This is a genomic window from Citrobacter amalonaticus Y19 (assembly GCF_000981805.1).
Taxonomy (GTDB): Bacteria; Pseudomonadota; Gammaproteobacteria; order Enterobacterales; family Enterobacteriaceae; genus Citrobacter_A; species Citrobacter_A amalonaticus_C.
The window spans coordinates 3059768-3072285 of record NZ_CP011132.1; the positions used below are offsets into that span (position 1 = coordinate 3059768).

Annotated in this window: 12 protein-coding genes and 1 pseudogene; 2 read left to right on the forward strand and 11 right to left on the reverse strand. The window is 53.5% G+C overall.

Annotated elements, in window-relative coordinates; genetic code table 11:
- Positions 1–6 precede the first annotated feature (6 nt).
- From era to rseD, 9 genes and pseudogenes are all read right to left on the reverse strand, one after another.
- Entirely contained in the window at positions 7–909 is a 903-nt protein-coding gene (gene era / locus F384_RS14100; protein ID WP_046485155.1) for a GTPase Era, read from the reverse strand.
- Entirely contained in the window at positions 906–1586 is a 681-nt protein-coding gene (gene rnc, locus F384_RS14105; RefSeq protein WP_042291512.1) for a ribonuclease III, read from the reverse strand. Before rnc ends, era begins: the two co-directional genes overlap by 4 nt.
- Before the next feature lie 273 nt (positions 1587–1859).
- Positions 1860–2834 carry a signal peptidase I gene (lepB, locus tag F384_RS14110; protein ID WP_046485158.1) on the reverse strand — a complete coding sequence of 325 codons (975 nt, stop codon included), beginning with the start codon at positions 2832–2834 and terminating at the stop codon, positions 1860–1862.
- Between the two features lie 16 nt (positions 2835–2850).
- Positions 2851–4650, reverse strand: coding sequence for a translation elongation factor 4 (gene lepA, locus F384_RS14115; RefSeq protein ID WP_046485160.1), 1800 nt, complete (start codon positions 4648–4650; stop codon positions 2851–2853).
- A gap of 282 nt (positions 4651–4932) precedes the next feature.
- On the reverse strand, positions 4933–5412 hold the full coding sequence (gene rseC, locus F384_RS14120) for a SoxR-reducing system protein RseC (protein ID WP_046485163.1): 480 nt from the start codon (positions 5410–5412) through the stop codon (positions 4933–4935).
- Positions 5409–6365 carry a sigma-E factor regulatory protein RseB gene (gene rseB / locus F384_RS14125; protein ID WP_046485164.1) on the reverse strand — a complete coding sequence of 319 codons (957 nt, stop codon included), beginning with the start codon at positions 6363–6365 and terminating at the stop codon, positions 5409–5411. The genes rseC and rseB overlap by 4 nt, the downstream gene beginning before the upstream one ends.
- Positions 6365–7015 (reverse strand): anti-sigma-E factor RseA, encoded by a 651-nt coding sequence (rseA, locus tag F384_RS14130; RefSeq protein WP_046485166.1) that lies wholly within the window; start codon positions 7013–7015, stop codon positions 6365–6367. The genes rseB and rseA overlap by 1 nt, the downstream gene beginning before the upstream one ends.
- A gap of 31 nt (positions 7016–7046) precedes the next feature.
- Positions 7047–7622, reverse strand: coding sequence for an RNA polymerase sigma factor RpoE (gene rpoE, locus F384_RS14135; protein ID WP_000003307.1), 576 nt, complete (start codon positions 7620–7622; stop codon positions 7047–7049).
- A pseudogene (gene rseD, locus F384_RS29925) lies at positions 7619–7784 on the reverse strand (rpoE leader peptide RseD). Before rseD ends, rpoE begins: the two are co-directional and overlap by 4 nt.
- Before the next feature lie 387 nt (positions 7785–8171).
- On the opposite strand from rseD, the gene nadB reads away from it, so the two are divergent.
- Positions 8172–9794 carry an L-aspartate oxidase gene (gene nadB / locus F384_RS14140; RefSeq protein ID WP_046485338.1) on the forward strand — a complete coding sequence of 541 codons (1623 nt, stop codon included), beginning with the start codon at positions 8172–8174 and terminating at the stop codon, positions 9792–9794.
- Here the strand turns inward: nadB and trmN are convergent.
- Positions 9779–10516, reverse strand: a complete 738-nt coding sequence (gene trmN / locus F384_RS14145) for a tRNA(1)(Val) (adenine(37)-N(6))-methyltransferase TrmN (protein ID WP_046485341.1) — start codon at positions 10514–10516, stop codon at positions 9779–9781. The two genes, nadB and trmN, sit on opposite strands and share 16 nt — an antisense overlap.
- Positions 10517–10647: 131 nt before the next feature.
- On the opposite strand from trmN, the gene srmB reads away from it, so the two are divergent.
- Complete coding sequence (gene srmB / locus F384_RS14150; RefSeq protein WP_046485344.1) at positions 10648–11982, forward strand: ATP-dependent RNA helicase SrmB; 1335 nt, start codon at positions 10648–10650, stop codon at positions 11980–11982.
- 44 nt (positions 11983–12026) lie between these two features.
- Here the strand turns inward: srmB and grcA are convergent, their stop codons facing one another.
- Positions 12027–12410 carry an autonomous glycyl radical cofactor GrcA gene (gene grcA, locus F384_RS14155; protein WP_042317514.1) on the reverse strand — a complete coding sequence of 128 codons (384 nt, stop codon included), beginning with the start codon at positions 12408–12410 and terminating at the stop codon, positions 12027–12029.
- Positions 12411–12518: the final 108 nt, after the last annotated feature.

The following is a 12518-nucleotide window of genomic DNA, read 5'->3' on the forward strand; positions in this document are numbered from 1 at the left end:
TTACTACTAGTCTTCGCCGTAACCGAGACTGCGCAGTGCGCGTTCGTCATCGGCCCAGCCGGATTTCACTTTCACCCACAGTTCAAGGTGAACCGGGGCTTCAAACATGTCCTGCATGTCTTTACGCGCTTCAATACCAATGGTCTTGATTTTGGCCCCTTTGTTACCAATGACCATCTTCTTCTGTCCTTCGCGTTCGACGAGGATCAGCCCGTTGATATCGTAACCACCGCGTTCGTTAGTAATGAAACGTTCGATTTCCACGGTCACGGAGTACGGCAGTTCAGCGCCAAGGAAGCGCATCAGCTTTTCACGGATGATTTCAGAAGCCATAAAGCGCTGTGAACGATCGGTGATGTAATCTTCCGGGAAGTGATGCTCCGCTTCCGGCAGATGCTTACGCACGATGCCCGCAACGGTGTCAACATTCATCCCGGTTTCCGCAGAGATGGGTACGATGTCGAGGAAGTCCATCTGACTTGCCAGGAACTGCAGGTGCGGCAGCAGGTCGGCTTTATCCTGCACGTTATCCACTTTGTTGACGGCCAGAATCACCGGCGCTTTACCGTCACGCAGTTTGTTGAGCACCATCTCGTCGTCCGCAGTCCAGCGAGTGCCTTCCACCACAAAGATCACCAGTTCAACATCCCCAATGGAGCTGCTGGCCGCTTTGTTCATCAGACGGTTAATCGCGCGTTTTTCTTCCATGTGCAGACCCGGGGTATCGACATAAATCGCCTGCCATGCCCCTTCGGTATGGATCCCGACAATGCGGTGACGCGTGGTCTGCGCTTTACGGGAGGTGATCGAGATCTTCTGCCCGAGCAGATTGTTCAACAGCGTGGATTTACCAACGTTCGGGCGACCGACGATGGCAATAAATCCGCAGTACGTTTTTTCGTCGCTCATTCCAGCTCCAGTTTTTTTAACGCCTGTTCGGCGGCAGCCTGTTCCGCCTTGCGACGGCTTGAACCTGTGCCAACCACCGGTTCACTCAGGCCGCTAACCTGGCAGTGGATAGTAAATTCCTGATCGTGCGCTTCACCACGCACCTGCACCACCAGATAAGACGGCAGCGGCAGATGGCGACCCTGCAAATATTCCTGCAAACGCGTTTTCGGATCTTTTTGTTTATCGCCCGGGCTGATTTCGTCCAGACGAGTCTGATACCAGTTGAGGATCAGCTTTTCGACGGTCTGAATATCGCTGTCGAGGAAAACCCCGCCAATCAGCGCTTCGACGGTATCGGCCAGAATCGATTCGCGACGAAATCCGCCGCTTTTCAGTTCGCCCGGCCCTAAGCGCAAACACTCACCCAGATCGAACTCACGGGCTAATTCAGCCAGCGTATTACCGCGCACCAGCGTCGCGCGCATACGACTCATATCACCCTCGTCCACACGCGGGAAGCGGTGATAGAGCGCATTTGCAATCACAAAACTTAAAATTGAGTCGCCAAGAAATTCTAAACGCTCGTTATGTTTGCTGCTGGCACTGCGGTGGGTTAATGCCTGCTGCAACAACTCCTGATGAGTAAAAGTGTAGCCCAGCTTCCGTTGAAGCCGATTAATTACGATGGGGTTCATGCGATACCAATAAATAAATGCGTCAACAATTCAGCACACGAAACAGACCTGATATACGTAGCATTTTATCGGCCGCGTTAAGCAGCTTATGTACGCTCATATAGGGGGACCAACGCTGTTTCGTGTGCCGTGGCGACCAGGAGGCGCCAACCTGAAACTTCGGGGGAATATTCTATACACAACGACAAGGGATGTCGTTAGCCTGGGCGGATTTATCGAAGAAATAATTCATGTTGCCGTCGTTATGACGACAACATGAACGATTCGCGGCAATTAGTGGATACCACCGATGCGGCTTAAACGAACGCCAGTAGGCCATTCGCCTTCTTGTTTGTCGAAACTCATCCAGATGGCAGTGGCTTTACCGACCAGATTCGCTTCAGGGACAAAACCCCAATAACGGCTGTCTGCGCTATTATCACGGTTGTCGCCCATCATGAAGTATTGTCCCGGCGGCACAATCCAGGTCGCCAGCGGCTGGCCAGACTGCTGGTAATACATCCCCACCTGATCCTGAGCAATCGGCACGGTCAGAATGCGGTGCGTCACGTCACCCAGCGTCTCTTTACGCTCAGACAGACGAATACCGTTCTCTTTCGTTTCGCTCAGGGGGATCTCGAAGAAACCACTGGTCGCCTCCCCACCGTTACGACGTGCAAACGTCTGCACAAAATCGCTCGGCTGAACGTCGCTATAGGTGACCGGTAACGCGTTTTCACACGCCTGGCCCGAACGACAGCCCGGTTGAATAGTGACTTCTTTCGCGACCGGATCATAAGTCACTTTATCGCCAGGCAAACCGACCGCCCGCTTGATGTAGTCAAGACGCGGATCTTCCGGGTATTTAAAGACCACGATATCACCACGCTGCGGATGGCCTGTTTCGATCAACGTTTTCTGGTAAATCGGATCTTTAATACCATAGGCGAATTTCTCCACCAGGATAAAATCCCCGATCAACAGTGTCGGCATCATCGAACCCGACGGGATCTGGAAAGGTTCATAGATAAATGAACGCACGACCAGCACAATAGCCAGCACCGGAAAAACCGAGGCACCGGTTTCCAGCCAGCCAGGCTTCGGCGACACTTTCTTCAGCGTTGCCTTATCCAGTGAATCTCCGGCAGCAGCCTGCGCTGCCGCCTGACGCTCCCGACGTTTTGGCGCGAAGATAAATTTATCCACGCACCACAACATGCCCGTGACCAATGTGGCAATCACCAGAATCAGGGCAAACATATTCGCCATGCCAACTCCTTAAGGATTATTTGCTGTCTTTGCCGACATGCAGAATGGCGAGGAACGCTTCCTGAGGCAGTTCAACGTTACCGATCTGCTTCATACGCTTCTTACCTTCTTTCTGCTTCTGCAGCAGCTTTTTCTTACGGCTGATATCACCGCCATAGCATTTTGCCAGAACGTTTTTACGCAACTGTTTCACGGTAGAACGCGCGATAATGTGTGTACCGATCGCCGCCTGAATCGCGATATCGAACTGCTGACGTGGGATCAATTCTTTCATCTTCTCTACCAGCTCACGACCACGACTCTGCGAGTTATCACGGTGAGTGATCAGCGCCAGCGCATCGACTCGTTCGTTGTTGATCAAGACATCAACACGCACCATGTCGGAGGTCTGGAAGCGTTTGAAGTTGTAATCCAGCGATGCATAACCGCGCGACGTGGATTTCAGACGATCGAAGAAGTCGAGTACCACTTCAGCCATCGGGATTTCATAGGTCAGCGCCACCTGGTTACCGTGGTAAACCATGTTGGTCTGCACGCCGCGTTTCTCAATACACAGGGTAATCACGTTACCGAGGTAAGCCTGAGGCAGCAGCATATGACATTCCGCAATCGGCTCGCGCAGTTCGTAGATGTTATTCAACGGCGGCAGCTTGGACGGACTGTCGACGTAGATCGTCTCTTTCGCCGTGGTTTCGACTTCATACACGACGGTCGGCGCGGTGGTGATCAGGTCCAGATCGTATTCACGTTCCAGACGTTCCTGAATGATCTCCATGTGCAACAGGCCGAGGAAGCCACAGCGGAAGCCGAAGCCCAGCGCGGTAGAACTTTCTGGCTCATAGAACAGAGAGGCGTCGTTGAGGCTCAGTTTGCCAAGGGCATCGCGGAAGTTCTCGTAGTCATCAGAACTGACCGGGAACAGCCCCGCGTAAACCTGCGGTTTTACCTTTTTGAAACCTGGCAGCGCTTTTTCTGCCGGGTTGCGTGCCTGAGTCAGGGTATCGCCAACCGGTGCGCCGAGAATGTCTTTAATGGCGCACACCAGCCAACCTACCTCGCCGCATTTCAGTTCGGTGCGATCAACCTGTTTTGGCGTGAAGATCCCCAGACGGTCCGCGTTATAGGTCTGACCGGTGCTCATCACTTTAATTTTATCGCCTTTGCGCAGGGTGCCATTTTTAATACGCACCAGCGAGACAACGCCGAGATAGTTATCGAACCAGGAGTCGATGATCAGCGCCTGTAACGGGCCATCCGGATCGCCTTCCGGAGGCGGAATATCACGCACCAGACGTTCCAGAACGTCGGTCACGCCCACACCCGTTTTCGCCGAGCAGCGCACGGCATCGGTCGCATCAATACCGACGATGTCTTCAATCTCTTCGGCGACACGCTCAGGATCGGCGGCTGGCAGGTCAATTTTGTTGAGGACCGGCACCACTTCGAGATCCATTTCCATCGCGGTGTAGCAGTTTGCCAGGGTTTGCGCTTCTACACCCTGCCCGGCATCTACCACCAGCAAAGCGCCTTCGCAGGCGGCAAGCGAACGCGAAACTTCATACGAGAAGTCAACGTGGCCTGGGGTGTCGATGAAGTTAAGCTGGTAAGTTTCACCATTAGCGGATTTGAAATCGAGCGTTACGCTCTGCGCTTTGATAGTAATACCGCGCTCACGCTCAAGATCCATCGAGTCGAGAACCTGCGCTTCCATTTCACGGTCAGACAGGCCACCGCAGATCTGGATAATACGGTCAGACAGCGTCGATTTACCGTGGTCGATGTGAGCAATGATCGAAAAGTTACGTATGTTCTTCATATAGTGTAATTATTGTGCCTTACGCCTGGTTGGACAGGCTTTGAGAAGTCGCTGTTCTGAGCTTAACGTCTGTTTAACTGAAACGCCGCATTCTACACTACAACGCGAAGGCGAGGAAACGTTCATAGAGTCAGGATAGCGGGAACTGGAAACGGCATCGCTTTTCTGATGTAAAACATCGTAAGAGAAGCACGATGCCCGATGGCGCAAGCTTATTGGGCCTACTGGACTTGCCGATCGTTTGTAGGCCGGATAAGGCTAAGCCGCCATCCGGCAAGAATATCATGGGGTCGTTTCGGTAGAGGGGGTTTCAACGCGAATCATATCGGGCGGGAGAGCAACATTAAGAATAACGGGTTGCCAGGCTTCGCGTGCGGCAAGTTTACGGGAATAACCGCGAGCAATCAGGAATCCGCCGACGCCACCGAGTATCGCACCGCTTAACGCCGCAAGATCGGAGCCAAACAGCACCTGAAAAAGCGATGCGATGAGAAATAACCCCACCAGCGGCGACAGATAAACCAGCATGGCGGAACCTAGCAGGCTGCCTTCGGCAATCCCCAGTTCCACTTTCTGGCCTGGCTTAAGCGGCACATCGCTCGCCACGACAAGGGTATGCGTGGTCTGTGGCCCCAGTTTGTTCAGCACTCGGGTGCCGCAGCCGGCGCGTGAAGCACAACTGCTGCAGGACGCTTTCACATCGCAACTCACCAGCGCCTCGCCGTTTTGCCATGAAACCACAGTAGCCCACTCTTTAATCATTGTGAGGCTCCAAACTTAATGGTGTCGGCAATACGCTTCGCAGTCTGCGGCGGCAATTCGCCCACGATGGTGATTTCCACGTTATCACGTACGCTGGTGCTCACCGTTCTGCGTCCGGTGCGCAGCATCTGATCGGTGCTGGCCTGAGTCGCCCGGTTTACGTTAACCGAAAAGCTAAACAAACCGTCGGAGTAGAGACGCGATTCAATCGGCATGTTGTCCATCGTTGGCAACGGTCTGCGGCCGCTGGACACTTCGCTAAACCCTTTCGGAAGCCAGGTTGGATTCCAGCTGAATTTCGCTTTTTCACCCGCCGGCACGGAAAGCAGCGGCGGCAAACTGGCTTTCGCCAGCGTCTGCATGCTGCTACCTACATCCTGATTCACGGTGAAGGCGATCACCCGGAATTGCTCTAACGTTTCGCCATCGCGATCGAGAAGATCGACCCGCATTGGCAACTTCGTTTCCGTATCCATCCAGACGATATAGCTGTAACGCGTACCATCACGCGCCACCACGCGAATCACTTCGCACAGGTGATCGGCAATACGGGTACGGCCCACCGCAATGAAATCATAGTAGGGGGCGAGACGTTTGAAATCGGTATAGATAAGCGATGGCAGGGAGTCAACGATGTAGTCCCCGTTCAGGGTGAACGGTTCGAGTCCGGGCTCGAAATAGCTGATTTCATTCCCTCGCTGGACCACTTCACGACGCGGGCCATCCATTTGCAGCAGTTGTGCAAGTGGACGATTTTCCAGGCGTGCATGGCGATAGCGCAGAGACTCAACGCCTTGTTTTGTAATGCTGACGAATGACAGCTCGTAATTGAGTGACTGGCTGGCCACGTTCATCTGCTGCAACAACGCCCCGGACGCAGTGTTGGCCGAGGCGTTGACAGAGAAGAACAGGCTACCCGTCACAAGTGACATGGCAAACCAAAGTTGCTTCATTACTGCGATTGCGTTCCTAAAGTTTGAATTCCTGGCACCTGAACAGCGGCTTGCTGTGTCTGTGCCTGCTCAAACTGAAGCTGTTCGGAGTGCAGTCGGCGTTGCAATTCGTAATCCTGCAACATAGCGTTGATCCGACGACGCTGCTCCTGTACCTGCTGCTGTTGCCCGCCGTTTGCGGTCGCATCAGAAGGTACTCCCAGGCTTACCGGGCTGGCTTTACCCATCATCGGCAAAGTATTAAAGACCGGCGTTTCAGGCTGCTGGGACGTTTCAGATTGTCCATTATAGTGCTGGACACCAACGATAACTGCAAGCGATACGCACGCGGCAACGCCCATTTGGGTAAGTTGCGCGGCCCACGGACGCATTTTTTTCCAGAACGGCATGTTCTGCCATTGCTGCGGCGCAGGCTGGGCCTCTGGAATGAATGGCACCGTCTGACGTACCGGCTCATCTTCAATAGCGGCCATGACGCGAGCGGAAATATCGAAATGAAGAACCTCAGGTGTATCACCCCGCATTGAATCACGGATCAGATGATAGCCTTCCCAGGTTTTTTGCATATCCGGGTCGTGAGCCAGCTCATTAAGCAACTCACTATCCAGCGTCTCGCCATCCATTAAAGCGGAAAGTTTTTCTTTCTGCATGCCTAATACCTTTTCCAGTATCCCGCTATCGTCAACGCCTGATAAGCGGTTGAACTTTATTATCAATAGCTTCCCGCGCTCGGAAGATACGTGAACGCACCGTACCCACCGGACAATCCATGATAGCAGCTATCTCTTCATAGCTCAGGCCATCCAGCTCCCGCAAGGTTATTGCCATGCGTAAATCTTCCGGGAGGGACTCAATAGTACGGAAAACTATCTGTCTCAGTTCTTCTGACAACATTAAGTTCTCAGGGTTCGAAATTTCTTTCAGCGCACCGCCACTTTCGAAGTTTTCTGCTTCAATCGCATCCACATCGCTTGATGGCGGACGACGCCCCTGAGCCACCAGGTAATTCTTCGCTGTATTCACCGCAATGCGATACAGCCAGGTATAAAAAGCACTATCTCCCCGAAACGAGTCCAGCGCACGATAGGCTTTAATAAATGATTCTTGCACCACATCGGGAACATCGCCCGACGGTACATAGCGGGAAACCAGACTCGCCACTTTATGCTGGTAGCGTACTACCAGTAAATTGAAGGCTTTCTGATCTCCCTTCTGGACCCGTTCAACCAGGACCTGGTCCGTTAACTGCTCGCTCATCCGAGGTAAAGTCTCCCCAAACCAAATTTCCACGCGTTCGCGAAACGCCACTCCATTAGCTGCACTATGAGCAAGCAACAGGTTAGAGTGTCTCGTTTTTGTAAAGTTCCGTTACGCATCTGTTTTTTGTTTGTCATGTTGTAGACGGTCATTATCTCTCATTATAAGTCTACAGATTCCGAACAACGCACAATACCTTAAATAATTCGAGTTGCAGGAAAGCGACGACACCGTGGATCCCCGGGAGCGTACTCCAGTACGTGACTGGGGTGAGCGAGGAAAGCCAACGCACATGCAACTTGAAGTATGGCGGGTATATCTGTTTAGAAATGACCATAAACCGCGTGCAGAGTAACCCAATGGCCACTTTATTTCATCATCTAATCTGGAACTTACGGCCCGTCGCGCAAAATGGATGACCAGACAGATATCCGTTTTGATCGCCCCGCCTTGTTTAGCCATTACAACACAATTGAAAATAAAACGTGCTGAATCGCCGATTGTGGTGCTATGCTGGCCAAACAATGTTTAGTAAATTAAACAAAAATCATGAAAACCACTCCTGAACTTTCTTGTGATGTGTTAATTATCGGTAGCGGTGCTGCCGGACTCTCGCTGGCGCTGCGTCTGGCTGAAAAACACCAGGTTATCGTGCTGAGTAAAGGTCCTGTCAGTGAAGGCTCCACCTTCTACGCGCAGGGCGGGATTGCCGCCGTTTTCGATGAAACCGACAGTATTGATTCACATGTGGAAGATACGCTCATTGCGGGCGCCGGTATTTGCGATCGCCATGCGGTGGAGTTTGTTGCCAGCAACGCCCGCCCCTGCGTACAGTGGCTGATTGACCAGGGCGTGTTGTTTGATACTCAGATCCAGCCTAACGGTGAAGAAAGTTACCATCTGACGCGTGAAGGCGGCCATAGTCATCGTCGCATTTTGCATGCCGCCGACGCCACCGGCAAAGAGGTGGAAACCACGCTGGTCAGCAAGGCGCAAAACCATCCGAACATTCGGGTACTGGAACGCAGTAATGCCGTCGATTTAATCATCTCCGATAAAATTGGTCTGCCCGGTACGCGACGCGTCGTCGGAGCATGGGTCTGGAACCGGAATAAAGAGGCAGTAGAAACCTGCCACGCGAAGTCTGTCGTGCTGGCGACGGGCGGCGCATCAAAGGTGTATCAATACACAACGAATCCGGACATTTCCTCCGGCGACGGTATCGCAATGGCCTGGCGAGCAGGATGCCGGGTCGCAAACCTCGAGTTTAATCAGTTCCACCCTACCGCGCTTTATCACCCTCAGGCACGTAATTTCCTGCTCACCGAAGCACTGCGCGGAGAAGGCGCCCATCTCAAACGCCCGGATGGCACGCGGTTTATGCCGGACTTTGACGCCCGAGGGGAACTGGCACCGCGCGACATCGTCGCCCGCGCTATCGACCATGAGATGAAACGTCTTGGCGCGGACTGTATGTTCCTCGATATCAGCCATAAACCAGAAGCCTTTGTGCGTCAGCATTTCCCGATGATTTATGAAAAGCTGCTGGGGCTGGGCATCGACCTGACCAAAGAACCGGTGCCCATCGTGCCGGCGGCACACTACACCTGTGGCGGCGTGATGGTTGACGACTTTGGTCGTACCGATGTGGATGGTCTGTATGCGATTGGGGAAGTGAGCTATACCGGCCTGCACGGTGCGAACCGCATGGCCTCAAACTCGCTGCTGGAATGTCTGGTGTACGGCTGGTCCGCGGCGGAAGATATCGACCGACGAATGCCTTATGCCCGTGGCGTCAACGCCCTGCCCGCCTGGGATGAGAGTCGCGTGGACAACCCCGACGAACTGGTCGTCATCCAGCATAACTGGCATGAACTGCGGCTGTTTATGTGGGACTACGTGGGGATTGTGCGCACCACCAAACGTCTGGAGCGCGCCCTGCGCCGTATCACCATGTTGCAGCAGGAGATCGACGAGTATTACGCCCACTTCCGCGTCTCGAATAATTTGCTGGAGTTACGCAACCTGGTGCAGGTCGCCGAACTGATTGTTCGCTGCGCGATGATGCGCAAAGAGAGCCGGGGTCTGCACTACACGCTCGATTATCCGGCGCTGCTGGAGGAATCAGGTCCATCAGTACTCTCGCCATTAAATGCTCACATAAACAGATAAAATGCCTGGGTCAGCGCCGTATACCCTTCAGAGTAACGCTGATCCGGCCCACGAATCACCAGCCTGTCGCTAAAGCATTCTCCCTTCTTTGGGGAGAATGCCAGCAGCACCCGATGCGGTAATCGCGCCTGGGTTTCGGCAACGTCGGTGCGTAGCCGTAAATGCCAGCCCATATTTAACGCCTGCTGCGTAAAGGTATTGCCGATATTTTCCGGCAGCACGACGCACAAGAACCCCTCTTCCGTGATAAGCCCCGTCGCCGTCGTTAACAAAGCGGAATGATCCAGCATCGTGGTATAGCGCGCCTGTTCCCGCTGCGGCGTGGCGCACTCAACACCCTGCTCGTAATAAGGTGGGTTGCTGATGATAAGGTCATATTTGACGGTCTGGCGCGCGGCCCAGGGCTGAACATCTTCCGTCTGTACGGTCACCCGATCCGCCCACGGCGAGCGGGCAACATTTTCTTGCGCCTGCGCGGCGGCGTCGCTATCGAGTTCAACAGCATCGACGGTGACGCTTTCATCGGTACGCTGCGCCAGCATCAGCGCCAACAGGCCGCTGCCGGTACCGATATCGAGGATCCGCTTTACGCCCGCCACCGGTGCCCATGCCCCTAACAGAATCCCATCTGTACCCACTTTCATCGCACAACGATCGTGCGCGACAAAAAACTGTTTAAAAGTAAATCCATTACGACGAAGGACGGATGTAGACTGAGGCATGAATTAAAAACCTTGCAGGAAAAACGGCAACAGCACCAGGTGGAAACAATACCTGAGAAGCGATATCCATACAAACAGATGAAGATTGCAGCCGTAACGTCTATAATCAGCGCCCCACACAGAGGTAGAACATGACTGTAACGACTTTTTCCGAACTTGAACTCGATGAAAGCCTGCTGGATGCCCTCCAGGAAAAAGGCTTCACTCGCCCGACCGCCATTCAGGCTGCCGCCATTCCGCCTGCGCTCGAAGGCCGTGACGTACTCGGTTCTGCGCCGACAGGCACCGGTAAAACGGCGGCGTATCTGCTGCCAGCGTTGCAGCACCTGCTCGACTTTCCGCGTAAAAAATCCGGTCCGCCGCGTATCTTGATCCTGACCCCGACACGCGAGTTGGCAATGCAGGTCGCCGATCATGCCCGTGAACTGGCCAAGAACACCCACCTGGATATCGCGACGATTACCGGCGGCGTAGCGTACATGAACCACGCCGAAGTGTTCAGCGAAAACCAGGATATCGTGGTCGCCACCACCGGGCGTCTGATGCAGTATATTAAAGAAGAGAATTTTGACTGCCGCGCCGTGGAAACGCTGATCCTCGACGAAGCTGACCGGATGCTGGATATGGGCTTTGCCCAGGACATCGAGCACATCGCCGGGGAAACGCGCTGGCGCAAACAGACGATGCTGTTCTCCGCCACGCTGGAAGGCGATGCAATTAAAGATTTTGCCGAGCGTCTGCTGGAAGATCCGGTTGAAGTCTCCGCGATGCCATCAACCCGCGAGCGTAAGAAGATTCACCAGTGGTATTACCGCGCGGATAACTTCGAGCACAAATTCGAACTGCTGAAGCACCTACTGAAACAAGACGACGCCACTCGCACCATCGTGTTTGTCCGCAAACGCGAGCGCGTACACGAACTGGCTGAAAAACTGCGTCTGGCGGGGATCAACAACTGCTATCTTGAAGGTGAGATGGCGCAAGTCAAGCGTAACGAAGGCATTAATCGTCTTACTGACGGTCGCGTTAACGTGCTGGTTGCCACCGACGTCGCGGCGCGCGGAATCGATATTCCAGACGTCAGCCATGTGATTAACTTCGACATGCCGCGTAGCGGGGACACCTATCTGCACCGCATTGGCCGTACGGGCCGCGCTGGTCGCAAAGGGACGGCAATCTCGCTGGTTGAAGCGCACGATCATCTGCTGCTGCTGAAAATTGGTCGCTATATCGAAGAACCGCTGAAATCACGGGTGATTGATGAGTTGCGTCCAACTTCACGCGCACCGAGCGAAAAGATGACGGGCAAACCGTCGAAGAAAACGCTCGCGAAACGTGAAGAGAAGAAAAAAGAGAAAGACAAAGAGAAACCGCGCGTGAAAAAACGCCATCGCGATACCAAAAACATTGGTAAACGTCGCAAGCCGAGTGCGGCAACGACACCGCAGGAATCAAACGAAGAATAAAAAAACGCCGGGGAAACCCGGCGTTTTTATTTAAAGGTTAAGCCTTACAGGCTTTCAGTAAAGGTACGAGCGATAACGTCGCGCTGCTGCTCCGGCGTCAGTGAGTTAAAGCGCACGGCATAGCCAGAAACACGGATAGTCAGCTGCGGATATTTTTCCGGATGCTTAACCGCATCTTCCAGCGTTTCGCGACGCAGAACGTTAACGTTCAGGTGCTGACCGCCTTCCACACGGACTTCCGGTTTGACTTCCATCGGAATTTCGCGGTACTCAATTTCACCCAGTTTGCTGACCGCTACCACGTCGTCTTCAGCAAAACCGGCTTTAGCCACGATGCAACGCGCTTCGCCTTTTTCGCTGTCCAACAGCCAGAAGGAATTCAACAGATCGTCATTAGCGGCTTTAGTAATCTGGATACCTGTAATCATTGTGATGCCTCCCCGGCAAATTATTTGATTAGGGTTGGCCGGCTCGCGGCCAATTGGTAAAACCATTGTTGCTTGAGTGTATATATACCCCCCTGACCCCCTCGATTC

Coding starts and splice junctions, on each gene's coding strand:
- rseB (WP_046485164.1), bottom strand. CDS start 6,365: ATGAAGCAACTTTGGTTTGCCATGTCACTTGTGACGGGTAGCCTGTTC.
- rpoE (WP_000003307.1), bottom strand. CDS start 7,622: ATGAGCGAGCAGTTAACGGACCAGGTCCTGGTTGAACGGGTCCAGAAG.
- lepB (WP_046485158.1), bottom strand. CDS start 2,834: ATGGCGAATATGTTTGCCCTGATTCTGGTGATTGCCACATTGGTCACG.
- rseC (WP_046485163.1), bottom strand. CDS start 5,412: ATGATTAAAGAGTGGGCTACTGTGGTTTCATGGCAAAACGGCGAGGCG.
- rseA (WP_046485166.1), bottom strand. CDS start 7,015: ATGCAGAAAGAAAAACTTTCCGCTTTAATGGATGGCGAGACGCTGGAT.
- rnc (WP_042291512.1), bottom strand. CDS start 1,586: ATGAACCCCATCGTAATTAATCGGCTTCAACGGAAGCTGGGCTACACT.
- era (WP_046485155.1), bottom strand. CDS start 909: ATGAGCGACGAAAAAACGTACTGCGGATTTATTGCCATCGTCGGTCGC.
- nadB (WP_046485338.1), top strand. CDS start 8,172: ATGAAAACCACTCCTGAACTTTCTTGTGATGTGTTAATTATCGGTAGC.
- grcA (WP_042317514.1), bottom strand. CDS start 12,410: ATGATTACAGGTATCCAGATTACTAAAGCCGCTAATGACGATCTGTTG.
- srmB (WP_046485344.1), top strand. CDS start 10,648: ATGACTGTAACGACTTTTTCCGAACTTGAACTCGATGAAAGCCTGCTG.
- lepA (WP_046485160.1), bottom strand. CDS start 4,650: ATGAAGAACATACGTAACTTTTCGATCATTGCTCACATCGACCACGGT.
- trmN (WP_046485341.1), bottom strand. CDS start 10,516: ATGCCTCAGTCTACATCCGTCCTTCGTCGTAATGGATTTACTTTTAAA.